A 15203-nucleotide genomic window follows, 5' to 3' on the forward strand; every position below is an offset into this window, starting at 1 on the left:
AAAGGACTGCTTACAAATGTAAACAGTCCTGTCATTCATTTTCGCATTGCTCGTAATAAGAAACTTACGATGAAGATTAAAATAATCGCACCGATTAAAGCTGGAATAATTGCAAATCCGCCGATTACCGGGCCGAAACTACCAAGTAATTTCGTACCAATCCAAGACCCGATAATACCAGCAATAATATTACCAATTACACCACCTGGTACATCCCTGCCAGTAATTAAGCTAGCAAGCCATCCTAATATACCACCAACGATTAATGACCAAATCATATGATACCCTCCTTTATGTTTCACCAATCAAAATATAATTAGAAACAATTGCTTACCATTAGTTATGTTACATTTTTCATAAGTTATTCATACAGCCCAACTATTAGATTATTTCAAAATAATGAACAACCATTTTTTCAATTTATGGTGGAAATCCTTCATATTTCACAGATTATGGACAATCAGGCTTCAATATTGTCCGCATAAACTCTTCTTTAAATGCAGGATAGTTAAAACCAACCGCAATTCTTTGTATTGGCCGATCATCAAATCGTGTCGGCTCAGCTATTTTCCTAAAGTCTGCCACACTTTGTCCTCTTGTTACGTCATTTGTCGTACTGATCCAAACTGCTGATTTTTTATATTCAAAAATATCATCATTTATAAACGAAATAAACGGAAGTAAATCATGAATTGGACTTCCAGCAATACCAGGGTATTCTTTTTTATAAAAGTTCTCATAATAAAAATCAATCATTGGCTTAATAAGTTTCGCCTGCCCTGTTCCTTCTTTATTGATAATATCCACCATTTCAGGAGTAATTAGGGCTTCTTGCGTTACATTTAACGGATAAATAGTCGCATTCTTTGCGTACTTCATCACGATATTTGCGGCGATTGGATCTCCATAAAAATTTGCTTCTGATACAGGAGTAACATTACCAGGAAATAAAAAAGCACCGCCCATAATATAATACGAACATACTTTATCCATGACATTTGGATATAATAAAAATAAAGTTGCCAATGTTGTTAATCGCCCAGTCGCTACAATAATAATATCTTCTGGACAAGGTTCAATTAACTTAATTAATTCACAAAAATTTTCCCGTTTACAAATCCTCATATCAGGTGGAATAATTGGACCTAAACCGTGATCTCCATGAATTTCTGGAAAGAACAAAGGTTCTTCAGCCGTCATCGGTCTTGCTGCACCCTCAATGATTTTTACTTCTGTAGCATAGTATCTTTCTAAAAAATACACATTTTCTGTTACAATTTCTCGCGATACATTCCCATATTCAGCAACAATACCTATAATATCTAATTTACATGTTTTATTTGCATAAATTAACGCCACAGCATCATCAATACCAAAGTCTCCAAAAAAGATGATTTTCTTATTAACTATACTCACCCCTCTTCAGCATTATCTACTACTATTATTATGTAAAAAAGACAAGGCTGTGAAACGGTGCAAACTAAAAAAGCCGCCTATTTATTGGCGACTTCAATCTTTTTATAAGATAAATATGCTAGTACATTTTTACTTGAATCGTATTTTGGATTATTTCCTTTTCTCGGTTCTCTCATATGTGTTTTTTCAAATCCAGGAATATCCGGCATTTTCTCCATAAATTCAAGCATTTCTTCTTCAGTTCCTTCAATACGTACGCGAATCATTATTACATTTCCTCAATTCTCATTTTCTCTGTTACTAAGTATAACGTACTTTGAAAAGACTGCAAGAAATTTATCTTTTTAATGTCGAACTTTTTTTACATACAAACAATGCCATTTCAGTATAAAACGATATGATTTTATTATTTTCATATTGAATGTTAAAGAATTCTTGCATTTCAACTGATGTTTTCATCATACATTCTGTTAACTTCACCCGCTTCTGCAAAGGTACATTCATCATATCGCACCACCAGTCAAATTCAAATTTCTTGTCAAAAGTAAGACATGACTGCATTTGCAAAGTATTTTTCTCTAATAAAGTAATCCACTCTGTTTTTTTCAGCGCTCGTTCATGACTCGGATCCCGCTTTTTTTCTATAAAATTATAAAATGTATCAAATTCATTATTTTCCGGTGAAACATTATCTATTAAAATAAACAATCCATTATCTTCTAACGTACGATTTACTTCATAAATAAACTGAGCTGGATTCGTAAAATGATGTGCTGCAATTCGGCACGTAATCGTATCAAAAGAACTATCGGCAAACGGTAAACTTTCAGCGTTTCCAGCGACAAAAGTTACATTTTCATGTCCATTATTTATAATAAAATTTTTCGCATTCTCTAACATTTTTTCTGTTAAGTCTAAAGCAATTGCTTCTTTAAACAATGGAGCTAAAACATTTGCAACATGTCCACCGCCAGTAGCAATATCAAGAAGACGATTATTATGACGAGACTCAACTTGTTGAACTACATATTGTAAATCCGGTCCTTTTGCATGAATTTTACTTTTCACATACTTTTCCGCATTATTACCAAATTGTTGTTTTACAAGCTCTTCTTTATTCATTTTATCATCTTCTTTCTATTGTTATTTACACGATTCAGATAACTAATAAGTTCTATTTCATATTTTCAATTCCTCTTTTAGACAGATTACATATAATGCTTTGAAAAAATAAAAAACTGTAAGAATGTATCTCACAGTTTTTTAAGTATGCTAAAATCTGTTTGTTAATCTTCTATATAGTTTCATCTTCCCTTTTTTCATTTCCTGAAGCTAGGCTACCAATAGCATCTGCCGTTATTTCAACTACAAATTCACAAATACCTGCTACAACTTCTCCAATTACTTCATCCATCTTTTTACCCCCTAATTTTATGTAACTTATTTGTAGTATAGAGGAGATTGGTTATTTTTAACTATCGGAAAACGTGACAACAACATTACAGTTTTGTAAGCTTTTTCAATGCGCTTAACTTCTTTCCTTCCATCCTTTGAAACTCCAAGTATGGTTCATGTACATCTAGGCCATCATATTATTAGGTAAGTTCCAATTCTGCTAGAGGAGGCGTGTAAAATATACTACGTAAAATTAATTAAAGGTCAATCATTCTATGCTTTTGATCATCGTTTCTTAATGTCTGAAGAAGAAGAGGTTTCCGAGAAAGTATATAATTACTTACGTCGTAATGAATTTTTCGAAGTGCGTAAAGAAGAATATTCTGCTTAATTACAAAAAGCATCAAGAGAAACATCACGTTATTGTGATATATTACGGTGCAAGTGCCGATGTTGTTGATCCATTATCTTTTAGTGATTTAGCTATTGGAAAAGAGCTTAAATGCTGCAAAGTGAATGTTATTGAGAAAAGCGAGACGTAGCTATACGTTCTTGCTTTTTTATTTTTTCGATATTCACTCCTACTTTTAGTTAGTTTTCACCCCTCTAATATTTGCATTTTGATTTACTTATTTTATCAACTAACAAATCAAATTTTTGACAAATCAAAAAGATTGAAATCCACTCATGAAACACGTAATATAGACTCTGACTCTAAAAAAGTTCGTTAAAAATAATACATAAAATAAGGAGGTTTTATATACGAGTTTTTCATTTTAAAAGACGGAGAGGTTTTACATTATGTGGCGTAATAAAAATGTTTGGATCGTTTTAATTGGGGAGTTTATTGCTGGTCTAGGGTTATGGCTTGGTATTCTTGGCAACCTTGAATTTATGCAAAAATATGTCCCTTCTGATTTCATGAAATCAGTTATATTATTTATCGGACTATTAGCAGGTGTTCTAGTTGGTCCTATGGCTGGTCGTGTCATCGATCAGTATGAAAAGAAAAAAGTTCTTCTTTATGCCGGGTTTGGTCGTGTTATTAGTGTTATTTTTATGTTTTTCGCTATCCAATTTGAAAGTATCGCCTTTATGATTGCATTTATGGTTGCGCTTCAAATTTCAGCTGCATTTTATTTTCCTGCATTACAATCTGTAATTCCACTCATCGTACGTGAGCATGAGTTATTACAAATGAACGGTGTACATATGAATGTAGGTACAATCGCTCGTATTGCAGGTACTTCACTAGGTGGAATTCTTTTAGTTGTAATGAGTTTACAGTATATGTATGCCTTCTCAATGGCAGCATACGCTTTATTATTCCTCTCGACTTTCTTCCTACAATTTAAAGATAAGAAATCAACAACACCAAGTAAACAAGCTGCAAAAGATAATAGCTTTATGGAAGTATTTCGTATTTTAAAAGGAATTCCAATTGCTTTCACAGCACTTATATTAAGTATTATCCCTCTATTATTTATAGCTGGATTTAATTTAATGGTAATTAATATTAGCGAAATGCAACATGATCCAACGATTAAAGGATTTATATATACAATTGAAGGTGTCGCATTTATGTTAGGGGCCTTCGTTATAAAACGTTTATCTGATCATTTCAAACCTGAAAAATTATTATATTTCTTCGCTATTTGTACCGCTTTTGCACACCTTTCATTGTTCTTTAGCGATATAAAATGGATGTCTCTTACATCATTTGGTTTGTTTGGTTTTAGTGTCGGTTGCTTCTTCCCTATCATGTCGACAATTTTCCAAACAAAAGTGGAAAAAAGCTATCACGGCCGTCTCTTCTCATTCCGTAATATGTTTGAGAGAGTTATGTTCCAAATCGTATTACTCGGTACAGGTTTCTTCTTAGATACGATTGGATTACAGTACATGGTCTTAATTTTCGGCGTCATTTCATTATTAATTATTTTCATATCGCTTTCTAAACAGAAACAGTATGAAAAACAACCGCCGCAATCTGCGAATTTATAACATAAACAAAGAAGCATGGATCCTATTAGATTAATCCATGCTTCTTTTTTATATAAAACTTTATTTATTACACTTATTGAAATTATTTAAAGGAGTACCCTCTTTTGCATTCGAATATAGTATATTAACAAGATATCCTGGAGGTGCGAAAATGTCTGAGGGCGTACAGCTAGTTATTATCCTTCTCTTTGTAATTGCTATGTTTAGCATCCTAAACTTTTTAGCCATTTCCCTTTCTCAACATAACTTTAAAAGAAGAATTGTGGCAGGTTTCATATTTTTACTGTTAACTCCCATTATCTTTTTGACTACTTCAGCTTTCACTTCTATATTCAATAAAGCTAGTTTTGGAGCAGGCAACCTAATATTTTCTATTGTAAATATATATATTTTAAATGGCATTGTCATTCTTCTATCCGCTTCATTTATCCACAAAAAACAAAACATAAGATAGCACACTAGGCATGAATCTGACTTTACACTAGATTCATGCTTATTCAATTCCCTCTAAATTTTTATGTGAAATTAAATAATTCTTTATAAAAATTTAAACTTTATTTATTACAATATCCCTATCGGATTCGCACGTTAAATGAAAATGAAAAGAAAGGAGCACAAAATGAAAAAGTTTGTATTAATTATTCCAATATTCATCATGCTACTTTGTGGATGTAGCAATAATGATATTTACGGTTCTTGGGAAGTCGTTGACAACAAAAATGGTCTTTGTCCTGCATTTTATAAATTTGAAACAGTTGTAAAAGAAGAAAAGAAAGAAAAAATCATTCAAAATTTAGTGGAAATGCAAACAACAAAGAAAAAAGAAGATTTATACAAAGGTTCATTTGTAAAGGATTCTAATGTGTATCATATTGATTATGGTAACTCATTTACGTCGGATCAAACTATAAAAGTTGTTGATAGTACATTAAATGTATACTTTTATGCAGTGGAAAGATTATGTACATATAAAAAGAAATGATTACACTCCATATAAAACGCAGAAAATATTTTCTGCGTTATTTTACTTTAGAAAGCTTTCTCAAAAACATTTCCCTCTTTTAAATCTTTTAATTTAAATGTAATATTATATAATAACATTTTTTACTGCGAAGTGCTTTTTTTGAGAAGTTTAAATTCATTAATTGTATCAACAATCTGTTCCATTATCCTAATCCTATGGAATGCACTTTCATTTTATGAAAAATTCACGACAGGAAATTCATACTATTGGCTTAGTGGTATAATAGGCCTCGTTTTCGTGTTCTTTTTTATCCAAAATATGCGGGAAATACTCAACAAAAACTATAAAACATCCTAAACAGTATAGAAAGATATAATAGACAGTTCAGTTAACCGATTCTTATTTACTGCGCCCCTTTCAAAAAAGACGAATCCTCCCTCTAAATTTGTCAATCGTTTTAATTTTCATAAAAAAATGATAAAATGTAACCATGTGTTTTCAGAATAATTAAAAACGCAGAAAGAAAACACTGTTTTTAGGAGGGGTTTTGATGACTTACACGTTAGCAACTAGAATGAAAGCATTCCAATCTTCTATATTTAGTGAATTAGGGGCCTATAAAAAAGAAAAAATTGCAGCAGGTCATAAAATGATTGATTTAAGTATCGGGAATCCTGATATGCCGCCTGCCGATTTTGTAAGAGAAGAAATGGTACATACAGCAAGTGAAAAAGAAAGCTATGGATACACATTAAGTGGTATTCAAGAATTTCACGAAGCTGTTACTGAATATTACAACAATACTCATAACGTTATTTTAAATGCCGATAAAGAAGTTTTATTATTAATGGGGTCACAAGATGGACTCGTTCATTTACCTATGGTTTATGCGAATCCGGGAGATATTATATTAGTTCCTGATCCAGGATATACAGCTTATGAAACAGGCATTCAAATGGCTGGTGCAACATCCTACTACATGCCTTTAAAGAAAGAAAATGATTTCTTACCTAACTTAGAAGCTATCCCTGTAGAAATCGCCAATAAGGCGAAGATGATGATTTTAAACTTCCCAGGGAATCCTGTTCCAGCAATGGCTCATGAAGATTTCTTTAAAGAGGTAATTGCATTCGCGAAAAAGCATAACATTATTGTTGTCCATGATTTTGCTTATGCTGAATTTTATTTTGATGGTAATAAACCAATTAGCTTCCTCTCTGTACCTGGCGCTAAAGAAGTTGGCGTAGAAATCAACTCTTTATCAAAAAGTTATAGTTTAGCAGGTAGTCGTATCGGATATATGATTGGAAATGAAGAAATTGTTCGTGCGCTTACTCAGTTTAAATCAAATACAGATTACGGAGTGTTTTTACCAATTCAAAAAGCAGCATGTGCTGCACTAAGAAATGGCGCTGCTTTTTGTGAGAAAAACCGCGGTATTTATCAAGAACGTAGAGATACTTTAGTCGATGGGTTCCAAACATTTGGCTGGAATGTCGATAAACCAGCTGGTAGTATGTTCGTCTGGGCTGAAATTCCAAAAGGCTGGACTTCTATAGACTTCGCTTATGCATTAATGGATCGTGCAAATGTCGTTGTCACACCAGGTCATGCATTCGGACCTCACGGTGAAGGCTTTGTACGCATTGCACTCGTTCAAGATAAAGCAGTTTTACAACAAGTTGTTGAAAACATTAGAAATAGTGGTATTTTTTCTCTTGAAAAGGCAGAAGAATTGGTTAAAAATTAATTGCAACTCCCCTGCTTAACTATAGCAGGGGTATTATCCATTGGAGGTACTTTCATATGCATATTAAAGACACCCTTCCCCATCGTTATCCATTTTTAATGATTGATAAAGTAACAAATGTAAAACAAGGTGAATCCGTTACAGGATATAAACTCCTTACAAATAACGAATGGTTTATAAATGATAGTCAAAAACATATGCCTCATATGTTAATTGTAGAAGCACTTGCTCAGCTTAGTGCATTTGTACATACAAGCGAATCTGAAGGACTAGGCTTCCTCTCCTCGCTAGACGGGGTTGTGTTCCATGAAAAAGCATATCCGGGTGATAAACTTGATTTACATTATGAACTAACTCGCAATCGCCGAGGTTTTGTTCTCGGTAAAGGCACCGCAACCGTTAATAATCAGCCGATTGTAACGATAGAAAAGCTATTAATATATCAAGCAGAATAAAGACGTTTTCATTCACCAGGGTATCTATCTCCTACAAATTCGTCTCATCAACATGAACAGAGTAAACAAATTACTTAGTTAGGAGCAGGCAAATGGAAAGTACTATCGGTATCGATGCTGGAGGAACATTAACAAAAATTGCTTATTTGAACGGAAAAAAGCAATTAGCTTTTGAAAAATTTTATTCAAATGAACAAGATAAAATACTAGATTGGCTTAAGAACCAAACTAGTATAAAACAAATATGTATTACGGGTGGTAAAGCGAAACAATTACAGCAACTACTTTCAGACTCATATAAAATAGTAGAACTAAACGAATTTGAAGCTACTCTTGTAGGTGTCCAATACATATTAAAAAAAGAAAAATATGATATAAACAACTTTATTTTAACGAATATTGGTACAGGTACTTCCATTCATTACGTTTATAATGACAAATATATTCGCGCTGGTGGAACCGGTGTTGGTGGCGGTACTATTATGGGGCTTTCAAAATTGTTAACAAATATAGATCATTTTGAAGATGTGATTCCTTTAACAAAAGTAGGATCAAGAAAAGAACTAGATATTACGGTTGGAGATATTTATGGTGGTATTCTCTCTCCTATTGATAATAGTTTAACTGCAAGCAATTTTGGTAAAGCCACTATTACAGACTCAAATTATAATAGCTCAGATATAATTGCTACTGTACAAGGACTTGTCGGTGAAGTCGTTACTGCATTAAGCCTTCAATTCGCCGAAACAAAAAACATTGACCATATTATTTATATTGGTTCGACTCTATGTAATAATGTACACCTTCAAAATATTATTAGTAGCTACACAAAATATCAAAATAAAACACCAATCTTTTTACGAGATGGTGGTAATAGCGGTGCGATTGGTGCTTTACTTCATGCTACGAATAAAAAAAGCTGACTTTTGTCAGCTTTTTTACAACGGTACTTCAAATTCAATAATTGATTCTCCACCCTCTCCAATTCGCTCTACACTAATTCTATCAATTACACATTGTAACTTTTCAGGTAAACTACGAATATCCTTGGCTACTTTAGCAGCTAACTCCTCACTACTTTTTCTTCCCACTGTTACATGCGGTATGTATAGAATATCTGCTCTCAAAAATTGTAGCAAAGGACCTGTATATAATTTAGCGTGTAATTCTTCTATCTGTTCTTTCCCTCTCTCCACTTCCAAATACAAATAGTTTCCTACATTAGTGATACAATTTGCAAACTCAATTTCAATTTTGCCTATCCCTTTTGCTAAATTCAAAATATGAGATTTTAATTCATCATTTGAAATATTACTCTTAAACGGAAATACAATTGTTATATGCGGTGGAATTAATTCAAATAAAGGATCATGTATTTGTCTAATGTTCTCTATTTTATCGATGGACATATTATTTAGAAAAACTAAAATTGTACGCATTTTTATCCTCTCTACTTTCCCTTATTTTAATATGTATCATATTCTATAACTGTCTTGCACTTCAACAAATTATTTTACTTACATGTAAAAATAAAAAACTTCTCAAATGAGAAGTTTTCATATAACATGATTACTATTTTCTCGCCAAACTTTTCTAAACTTTATATAACAACCAATCCTCCACGGAATAATATACGATACTGCAACTACGTAAAATAATAAACCTATCGTTTGTTGATCTAAATCCACAATAAATTGTCTTGAACCATATCTTAAAACGACAAATGCAATAAAGGTAATTAAAAAGGCAGCACTTTTTTTCGTATAAATTTTCCCATCATCTCTTCGCTCATAATTTGTTAGAACTATAAGTGGTACGGCGAAAAGCCCCCCAATGAATGCTGCTATTATTACTTGTAAGATAGCTGGATGTACGGGACCAAAAAACCATACAATACCTGGAGTTAAAAATAGTAATGGCCACAAAATACGTTTTCCTGTGCCCTTTATTGGCTTATACATAGAGCGATAACGACGCCAAAATATTAGTAGTGCAATGCATAAAAAGACAGTTATTAGTGCGGAAGTGTCTCCCATTTACTCTTCCTTCTCCCCTAAAATAATTATATTTAAATTGTATCTTCAAATGAAACCTTACGAATAAATAGAACGCTAATTACAATATATATGAAAATAAGTACTATCGAAACTGATATGAAATTAGGTATTTCTAGTAACATTTTACTATTAATAAACACCAATTCTTTTATTCCTATCCCTGCATACATTGTACTAGCCAATCCGAATAAAAATATTATACTAAAGGCTAATCCAAACCAATTAAATCTCTTCTGAAATATAATTGATGATTGGAATAAACAAGCTAATGTACTATAAAATATGAACTGCACAAAAAATTGTTCAATTGCATATGATCCTAAATTTATCTGTTCTGTTTTATAAAATGTACCTTGTAACAATAAAACTTGAAGACCTGAAAACAATGCTGATTGCAATAAAATAAAACATATTGAACCTATCAAGAATTGCAACCTAGTGACACCAAACGAAACGACTGTAGGGAAAATATCAAGTTGAATAAGAAACACACTTATCACAATAAACATTACGATTGCAATTGATGAATTATTAAAGATATCGTGTAAAAATGCTACCTTTATTCCCTTTAAATCAGTTGCCGTCATTGTCCCTTTTATAAATAATGCTACAGTCCAAAAGATAAGAATGGCTTTATACTGATATTTTATATGTAACTTCAACTGCTTCATTAACATCGTCATTTCACTTCACCACCAGTTATATGAATAAATAGTTTTTGTAATGTAATTCTATCAATTGCTAAACCTTCTTTTTCAAGAGAGTAATAATCTTCATTAGAAAATTCTTCCCATATAACAGCAATCCCCTTATTTCCATAAACTTCTCGATTTATTACTTTTTTATTGATTGAAAATCCATCCACTTTATCTTTTTTTCCTGAAATAATATGACCTTGTTGTAACAAGTCTTCCACTGATGATTGAACAACCAATCTTCCTTCTTTTATGATGATTACATCTTCAATAATATGAGTTATTTCTTCTACTAAATGGGTTGATAATATAATTGTTCGTGGATATTCACCGTAATCTTCTAGTAGTAAACTATAAAACAACTCTCGATTTGCTGCGTCTAAGCCGGTAGTCGGCTCATCAAAAATTGTAATTGGCGCCCTACTTGCTAATCCTTGAATAATACCGACAACTGTTTGCATACCATGTGATAACTTATGGTATTTTCCTTTCAAATTAAGTTGAAATTTCCTAGCAAGTTCTTCAGCAAACTCTTGATCCCAGTTTTTATAAAACATGTGACATAAATTAAAAATCTCTTTAACTTTATTATTTAAATATGCAGCTTCTTTCACTTTAACAAAACAAATATTTTGCATCGCTTTACTATTTTCAAAAACATTTTCACCAAATATTGATATACTTCCACTGCTTGAAGTAATTTGGCCTGCAAGTAAATTTAATAGTGTCGTTTTTCCTGCTCCATTTCTTCCAAGCAAACCATATATTTTATGCTCTTCCAATGAAATCGTAACTTCATTTACAGCTACTTTCTTTTTATATTTTTTCGTTATATCCTTCGTTTCAAGTGCAATCATCCCTCTTTCCCCTCCTTCGTAATTTTTCGAATCATATCCATCAATTCATCTTTGGATATTTCTAATACTTTTGCTTCTTCCCACACTTTAGGTAAATATTCGGTCATAAAAGTGTTTTGTCTTTTTTTAAGTACGACTTCTTTCGCTCCCTTTGCAACAAACATCCCGATCCCTCTCTTTTTATATAAAATCCCTTCATCCACTAATACATTTACCCCTTTAGCTGCAGTAGCTGGATTTATTTGTAACATCTTCGCAAATTGATTTGTTGATGGAACTTGTTCTTCTTCTAGTAATATGTCTTTTAAAATATCAGACTCAATCGTTTCTGCAATTTGTAAGTATATTAATTTATTTTGCTCTAGAGTCGGTTTCACAATTTCACCACCTTAGGTTCATAGGTTAATTACTTATGTAATGAACCATACCACATAAAAATATTTATTTCCATAAATTTCTTTTACAAAAAAAGAGAGTCATTCGTTTAAGAATGACTCTCTTTCTAAAATTTTGAAGTTTCAACTGAATTATTACCAACGTATGTCCCAGCATATTTTTTTAAATCACTTGGTTCCATATCAGATATTTCTTTTATTCTTTCTCCGCTAGAACAAGCAGTAATAAATAAAAAAATTGTTAGCATAACAATGACATTACGATGCATATATTTCATTTAGCATCCCACATTTTTATCGCTATTTCTTTAATTACAATAGTACTTATCAAATCCCTTTAAAACATACGCATTTTAATCAAAATTAAAAATTTTCAATTTTTATGTTTACAATTATCCATTAATTGTATATACTTACTAACGTAAGAAAAATATTCTAAAAGGAGGTCGAAGGAAATGATGAAATTACAATTACATGCTTTAACTTTAGCGTTAACTGCACCTGTGTTTTCTGGACAATTAAATATGAATTCGACCACCCTAATGGAGAATTGAAAATCGTACTTTATTTCTATTAATTCATAAATTCGCCACAGGAGGTCGTATACTTTCCTGTGGCTTTTTCACGCCTGGCCATAGGAGAACTATATCTTCCTGTGGCTTTTTTGTGCGATTTTTTAGTCTCTTACATTATTTTTTAAAGAAAGGAGCAACATTCGATGACTATTAGCGTATTGTTTTTAAGTATTACGATTCAAAGAAATACAATTTCCAAAAATGAAATTTTTCATAATGAGCAAATTGAAAAAGCTATGAATGATGTTAAGGAGCGCCAAGCACTTTATTGTGATCACCTGTAATTCCTTTTCGAAAGGAGGAATTCATTTATGACTTTTCATATTTTCTTTTTTACGACTGTACTTCAGAAAAACACTTTATCTGAAGCTGAAATCATTCGTAAACAACAATTAAAACAACTGACTGATAAAATGACTGACATTAAAATTTCATACTATACACACATGTATTAAAAATATATTTTTAAGGAGAAATACCTTCATGAAATTTAAAGCATTCTTTTTAACCATCACCATTCAAAAACGTAAGCTTCCACAGAAAGAGATTTTACACGAACAACACGTTCAAAACATTATGGACGATGTAAAAGAGCGTCAAGCTTCTTATTACACACGTCTTTTCTAAATCATTTATAAAGGAGTATTATCTAATGAAATTTAAAGCATTCTTTTTAACCATCACCATTCAAAAACGTAAACTTTCACAGAATGAGATTTTACACGAACAACACATTCAAAACATTATGGACGATGTAAAAGAGCGTCAAGCTTCTTATTACACACGTCTTTTCTAAATCACTTATAAAGGAGCAATCCCTTCATGAAATTTAAAGCATTCTTTTTAACCATCACCATTCAAAAACGTAAGCTTTCACAAAAGGAAATTTTGCGTGAGCAACACATTCAATCTATTATGGACCACGTAAAAGAGCGTCAAGCTTCTTATTACACACGTCTTTTCTAATTAACTTATAAAGGGGAATTATCAAATGAAATTTAAAGTATTCTTTTTAACGATCACGATTCAAAAAACTAAGTTTTCGGACAGTGAGATATTGCATGACCATCAAATTAATAAAGCTATGGAAGATGTAAAAGAACGTCAAAGTCACTACTGTAGCCATTTATAATTCCTTTCGAAAGGAGGAATGTATCATGAAGTTTCACCTTTTCTTTTTAACAATTACAATCCAGAAAAAAAGCCTTTCTGAAGCTGAATTAAAACAAGAGCAACAATACAAAAAGATTATGGACGAAATTCGAGATCGTAGAAGCAACTACTACACTCACCTATAATTCTTTAAAAATATAAATATTGAAAGGAGTCGATTATGATGTTGATAGTACGTTGTAAGGAAATGATTTGGATAGTTCAGAGGGATTCCACATAGTTTTATAGACGTTATATCACACAAGTTTACCGTTACATTTAATGTATAATAAATATACAATAAAATGTTATTCATACACTTTTAACATTGATTAATAAACAAAAAGATACACCTCTTAAAAAGCGGTGTATCTTTCTCAACATATACTATTTTCTATTACTTCGCTTCGTCTTAAACAATCTCACCAAGTTCGATACAACTGTTTTCGTTACTGCATAAACTGGCACTGCTAAAATCATTCCGATAATTCCCGCGAAGTTACCTACCCCTAAAATTAAAATAATAATTGTTAACGGATGGATATTTAATTTTGAGCTCATAATACGCGGTGAAATGATGTTACTTTCAAACTGCTGTACAATTGTTACGATAATAATTACGTACAACGCTTGCATCGGTGATACGAACAGGCCTACAATAACAGCTGGTGCTGCACCGATAAATGGACCTAAGTTTGGAATTATATTTGTAAATGCTGCTATAATTCCTAAAACAAAAGCGTACGGTAAATCGATAATTAAATAACCGATAAAAGTAAAAGCACCTACAAATATACAAACGAGCGCTTGCCCTTGAATATATGCAGATAATGTTTCGTTCGTTTCCTTAATGATACGAAGTCCTTCTTCACGGTAAGACTCAGGTAATAGACTAACTGCTTTCCCTGGAAACGCATGTCCATCTTTAAACATATAAAATAAAATAAACGGTACTGTAAAGATAACTAATGCGACATTCGTTATGATACCAAATAAAGCCGTTGCACTCGACGTTATTGTGTTTGGTATATCCTTTAAGTATTCAATTGCATTTTTTTCAATTGTTTCAATGGAAACATAGTTTTGTGTAGATAACCATTCAAACAATCTATGATGGGATAAATCCTGTATGTATACTTTTCCCTCTTTTATATATCCTGGCATATTTTTTACTAAATCCATTAGCTGTTGTGAGATCGTTGGAACAACTACTCCAACTCCAACCGCAGTTAATGTTATGATAAAAAGATATAACAGTAAAATCGCTAAATTTCTAGGTACTTTTTTATCCTCCAAAAAGACTAATACCGGATTAAATATGAAGTATAAAAAAAGCGCGATTAAAATTGGGAAAAACAACGTTGATATGAAGATACCAATCGGTTGAAATAGAAACGATATTTTTGTGCAAATAAATATGATCGCTACAACCATTAGCACTTCTAATGTCCAAAAGTGCACTTTCGATTTCAAAAAAACGTCCTCCTT

At 31.9% G+C, this 15203-nt stretch carries 25 protein-coding genes; 14 read left to right on the plus strand and 11 right to left on the minus strand.

Annotated elements, in window-relative coordinates:
* Positions 1-35: 35 nt before the first annotated feature.
* The 4 genes from ACYVEC_RS23475 to ACYVEC_RS23490 all read right to left on the minus strand — a co-directional run bounded on the left by ACYVEC_RS23475 (position 36) and on the right by ACYVEC_RS23490 (position 2538).
* Positions 36-278, minus strand: coding sequence for a GlsB/YeaQ/YmgE family stress response membrane protein (locus ACYVEC_RS23475; RefSeq protein WP_000638308.1), 243 nt, complete (start codon positions 276-278; stop codon positions 36-38).
* A 172-nt stretch (positions 279-450) separates the two neighbouring features.
* Positions 451-1416: a nucleoside hydrolase gene (locus ACYVEC_RS23480; protein WP_063221519.1), complete on the minus strand. Its 966-nt coding sequence runs from the start codon at positions 1414-1416 to the stop codon at positions 451-453.
* A 77-nt stretch (positions 1417-1493) separates the two neighbouring features.
* Positions 1494-1682 carry a DUF3970 family protein gene (locus tag ACYVEC_RS23485; RefSeq protein WP_000621879.1) on the minus strand — a complete coding sequence of 63 codons (189 nt, stop codon included), beginning with the start codon at positions 1680-1682 and terminating at the stop codon, positions 1494-1496.
* A gap of 70 nt (positions 1683-1752) precedes the next feature.
* On the minus strand, positions 1753-2538 hold the full coding sequence (locus ACYVEC_RS23490; protein ID WP_199677829.1) for a class I SAM-dependent methyltransferase: 786 nt from the start codon (positions 2536-2538) through the stop codon (positions 1753-1755).
* Between the two features lie 511 nt (positions 2539-3049).
* On the opposite strand from ACYVEC_RS23490, the gene ACYVEC_RS23495 reads away from it, so the two are divergent.
* From ACYVEC_RS23495 to coaW, 7 genes are all read left to right on the plus strand, one after another.
* On the plus strand, positions 3050-3202 hold the full coding sequence (locus tag ACYVEC_RS23495) for a YqbF domain-containing protein (RefSeq protein ID WP_071680000.1): 153 nt from the start codon (positions 3050-3052) through the stop codon (positions 3200-3202).
* 410 nt (positions 3203-3612) lie between these two features.
* A complete protein-coding gene (locus tag ACYVEC_RS23500) occupies positions 3613-4815 on the plus strand; it encodes an MFS transporter (protein ID WP_275719252.1) in 1203 nt (400 codons plus the stop codon).
* A gap of 151 nt (positions 4816-4966) precedes the next feature.
* Positions 4967-5269 (plus strand): hypothetical protein, encoded by a 303-nt coding sequence (locus ACYVEC_RS23505; protein WP_063221524.1) that lies wholly within the window; start codon positions 4967-4969, stop codon positions 5267-5269.
* Positions 5270-5434: 165 nt separating this feature from the next.
* Entirely contained in the window at positions 5435-5797 is a 363-nt protein-coding gene (locus ACYVEC_RS23510; RefSeq protein ID WP_063221525.1) for a hypothetical protein, read from the plus strand.
* A gap of 532 nt (positions 5798-6329) precedes the next feature.
* Positions 6330-7529, plus strand: coding sequence for an LL-diaminopimelate aminotransferase (locus tag ACYVEC_RS23515; protein WP_063221526.1), 1200 nt, complete (start codon positions 6330-6332; stop codon positions 7527-7529).
* 56 nt (positions 7530-7585) lie between these two features.
* On the plus strand, positions 7586-7984 hold the full coding sequence (locus tag ACYVEC_RS23520; RefSeq protein ID WP_063221527.1) for a 3-hydroxyacyl-ACP dehydratase FabZ family protein: 399 nt from the start codon (positions 7586-7588) through the stop codon (positions 7982-7984).
* A gap of 92 nt (positions 7985-8076) precedes the next feature.
* On the plus strand, positions 8077-8907 hold the full coding sequence (gene coaW, locus ACYVEC_RS23525; RefSeq protein ID WP_275719251.1) for a type II pantothenate kinase: 831 nt from the start codon (positions 8077-8079) through the stop codon (positions 8905-8907).
* Positions 8908-8922: 15 nt separating this feature from the next.
* On the opposite strand, the gene ACYVEC_RS23530 is transcribed toward coaW, so the two are convergent.
* The 6 genes from ACYVEC_RS23530 to ACYVEC_RS23555 all read right to left on the minus strand — a co-directional run bounded on the left by ACYVEC_RS23530 (position 8923) and on the right by ACYVEC_RS23555 (position 12266).
* On the minus strand, positions 8923-9423 hold the full coding sequence (locus tag ACYVEC_RS23530; RefSeq protein ID WP_060631241.1) for a 2'-5' RNA ligase family protein: 501 nt from the start codon (positions 9421-9423) through the stop codon (positions 8923-8925).
* Positions 9424-9540: 117 nt separating this feature from the next.
* Positions 9541-10020 (minus strand): cytochrome c biogenesis protein CcdC, encoded by a 480-nt coding sequence (locus tag ACYVEC_RS23535; RefSeq protein ID WP_063221529.1) that lies wholly within the window; start codon positions 10018-10020, stop codon positions 9541-9543.
* Between the two features lie 32 nt (positions 10021-10052).
* A complete protein-coding gene (locus tag ACYVEC_RS23540) occupies positions 10053-10724 on the minus strand; it encodes a DUF4052 family protein (RefSeq protein ID WP_063221530.1) in 672 nt (223 codons plus the stop codon).
* Positions 10721-11593 (minus strand): ATP-binding cassette domain-containing protein, encoded by an 873-nt coding sequence (locus ACYVEC_RS23545; protein ID WP_063221531.1) that lies wholly within the window; start codon positions 11591-11593, stop codon positions 10721-10723. The genes ACYVEC_RS23540 and ACYVEC_RS23545 overlap by 4 nt, the downstream gene beginning before the upstream one ends.
* Complete coding sequence (locus ACYVEC_RS23550) at positions 11590-11970, minus strand: GntR family transcriptional regulator (protein ID WP_063221532.1); 381 nt, start codon at positions 11968-11970, stop codon at positions 11590-11592. The genes ACYVEC_RS23545 and ACYVEC_RS23550 overlap by 4 nt, the downstream gene beginning before the upstream one ends.
* Positions 11971-12095: 125 nt before the next feature.
* Positions 12096-12266 carry a hypothetical protein gene (locus ACYVEC_RS23555; RefSeq protein ID WP_080468307.1) on the minus strand — a complete coding sequence of 57 codons (171 nt, stop codon included), beginning with the start codon at positions 12264-12266 and terminating at the stop codon, positions 12096-12098.
* A 440-nt stretch (positions 12267-12706) separates the two neighbouring features.
* Here ACYVEC_RS23555 and ACYVEC_RS23560 point away from each other — a divergent pair, with 440 nt between their 5' ends.
* Genes ACYVEC_RS23560 through ACYVEC_RS23590 form a run of 7 tightly spaced genes read left to right on the plus strand, consistent with a single transcriptional unit; the run spans position 12707 to position 13861 of the window.
* Complete coding sequence (locus ACYVEC_RS23560) at positions 12707-12847, plus strand: YrzI family small protein (protein ID WP_063221533.1); 141 nt, start codon at positions 12707-12709, stop codon at positions 12845-12847.
* A gap of 27 nt (positions 12848-12874) precedes the next feature.
* Positions 12875-13018, plus strand: a complete 144-nt coding sequence (locus ACYVEC_RS23565) for a YrzI family small protein (protein WP_063221534.1) — start codon at positions 12875-12877, stop codon at positions 13016-13018.
* 28 nt (positions 13019-13046) lie between these two features.
* Entirely contained in the window at positions 13047-13190 is a 144-nt protein-coding gene (locus ACYVEC_RS23570; RefSeq protein ID WP_199677830.1) for a YrzI family small protein, read from the plus strand.
* A 25-nt stretch (positions 13191-13215) separates the two neighbouring features.
* Positions 13216-13359 carry a YrzI family small protein gene (locus ACYVEC_RS23575; RefSeq protein ID WP_199677831.1) on the plus strand — a complete coding sequence of 48 codons (144 nt, stop codon included), beginning with the start codon at positions 13216-13218 and terminating at the stop codon, positions 13357-13359.
* A 26-nt stretch (positions 13360-13385) separates the two neighbouring features.
* On the plus strand, positions 13386-13529 hold the full coding sequence (locus ACYVEC_RS23580; RefSeq protein ID WP_063221535.1) for a YrzI family small protein: 144 nt from the start codon (positions 13386-13388) through the stop codon (positions 13527-13529).
* A 25-nt stretch (positions 13530-13554) separates the two neighbouring features.
* A complete protein-coding gene (locus ACYVEC_RS23585) occupies positions 13555-13695 on the plus strand; it encodes a YrzI family small protein (protein WP_000669812.1) in 141 nt (46 codons plus the stop codon).
* 25 nt (positions 13696-13720) lie between these two features.
* Entirely contained in the window at positions 13721-13861 is a 141-nt protein-coding gene (locus ACYVEC_RS23590; RefSeq protein WP_063221536.1) for a YrzI family small protein, read from the plus strand.
* Between the two features lie 241 nt (positions 13862-14102).
* Here ACYVEC_RS23590 and ACYVEC_RS23595 read toward each other — a convergent pair whose 3' ends face one another.
* A complete protein-coding gene (locus ACYVEC_RS23595) occupies positions 14103-15188 on the minus strand; it encodes an AI-2E family transporter (protein WP_000837885.1) in 1086 nt (361 codons plus the stop codon).
* Between the last annotated feature and the right edge of the window lie 15 nt (positions 15189-15203).

Source organism: Bacillus sp. MN7755, assembly GCF_054771475.1.

What these genes read in the sequence shown, in the direction of transcription:
- ACYVEC_RS23475 (WP_000638308.1), bottom strand. Translation starts at nt 278, where the DNA reads ATGATTTGGTCATTAATCGTTGGTGGTATATTAGGATGGCTTGCTAGC.
- ACYVEC_RS23485 (WP_000621879.1), bottom strand. Translation starts at nt 1,682, where the DNA reads ATGATTCGCGTACGTATTGAAGGAACTGAAGAAGAAATGCTTGAATTT.
- ACYVEC_RS23490 (WP_199677829.1), bottom strand. Translation starts at nt 2,538, where the DNA reads ATGAATAAAGAAGAGCTTGTAAAACAACAATTTGGTAATAATGCGGAA.
- ACYVEC_RS23500 (WP_275719252.1), top strand. Translation starts at nt 3,613, where the DNA reads ATGTGGCGTAATAAAAATGTTTGGATCGTTTTAATTGGGGAGTTTATT.
- ACYVEC_RS23505 (WP_063221524.1), top strand. Translation starts at nt 4,967, where the DNA reads ATGTCTGAGGGCGTACAGCTAGTTATTATCCTTCTCTTTGTAATTGCT.
- ACYVEC_RS23510 (WP_063221525.1), top strand. Translation starts at nt 5,435, where the DNA reads ATGAAAAAGTTTGTATTAATTATTCCAATATTCATCATGCTACTTTGT.
- ACYVEC_RS23515 (WP_063221526.1), top strand. Translation starts at nt 6,330, where the DNA reads ATGACTTACACGTTAGCAACTAGAATGAAAGCATTCCAATCTTCTATA.
- ACYVEC_RS23520 (WP_063221527.1), top strand. Translation starts at nt 7,586, where the DNA reads ATGCATATTAAAGACACCCTTCCCCATCGTTATCCATTTTTAATGATT.
- coaW (WP_275719251.1), top strand. Translation starts at nt 8,077, where the DNA reads ATGGAAAGTACTATCGGTATCGATGCTGGAGGAACATTAACAAAAATT.
- ACYVEC_RS23530 (WP_060631241.1), bottom strand. Translation starts at nt 9,423, where the DNA reads ATGCGTACAATTTTAGTTTTTCTAAATAATATGTCCATCGATAAAATA.
- ACYVEC_RS23535 (WP_063221529.1), bottom strand. Translation starts at nt 10,020, where the DNA reads ATGGGAGACACTTCCGCACTAATAACTGTCTTTTTATGCATTGCACTA.
- ACYVEC_RS23540 (WP_063221530.1), bottom strand. Translation starts at nt 10,724, where the DNA reads ATGACGATGTTAATGAAGCAGTTGAAGTTACATATAAAATATCAGTAT.
- ACYVEC_RS23545 (WP_063221531.1), bottom strand. Translation starts at nt 11,593, where the DNA reads ATGATTGCACTTGAAACGAAGGATATAACGAAAAAATATAAAAAGAAA.
- ACYVEC_RS23555 (WP_080468307.1), bottom strand. Translation starts at nt 12,266, where the DNA reads ATGAAATATATGCATCGTAATGTCATTGTTATGCTAACAATTTTTTTA.
- ACYVEC_RS23560 (WP_063221533.1), top strand. Translation starts at nt 12,707, where the DNA reads ATGACTATTAGCGTATTGTTTTTAAGTATTACGATTCAAAGAAATACA.
- ACYVEC_RS23565 (WP_063221534.1), top strand. Translation starts at nt 12,875, where the DNA reads ATGACTTTTCATATTTTCTTTTTTACGACTGTACTTCAGAAAAACACT.
- ACYVEC_RS23570 (WP_199677830.1), top strand. Translation starts at nt 13,047, where the DNA reads ATGAAATTTAAAGCATTCTTTTTAACCATCACCATTCAAAAACGTAAG.
- ACYVEC_RS23575 (WP_199677831.1), top strand. Translation starts at nt 13,216, where the DNA reads ATGAAATTTAAAGCATTCTTTTTAACCATCACCATTCAAAAACGTAAA.
- ACYVEC_RS23580 (WP_063221535.1), top strand. Translation starts at nt 13,386, where the DNA reads ATGAAATTTAAAGCATTCTTTTTAACCATCACCATTCAAAAACGTAAG.
- ACYVEC_RS23585 (WP_000669812.1), top strand. Translation starts at nt 13,555, where the DNA reads ATGAAATTTAAAGTATTCTTTTTAACGATCACGATTCAAAAAACTAAG.
- ACYVEC_RS23590 (WP_063221536.1), top strand. Translation starts at nt 13,721, where the DNA reads ATGAAGTTTCACCTTTTCTTTTTAACAATTACAATCCAGAAAAAAAGC.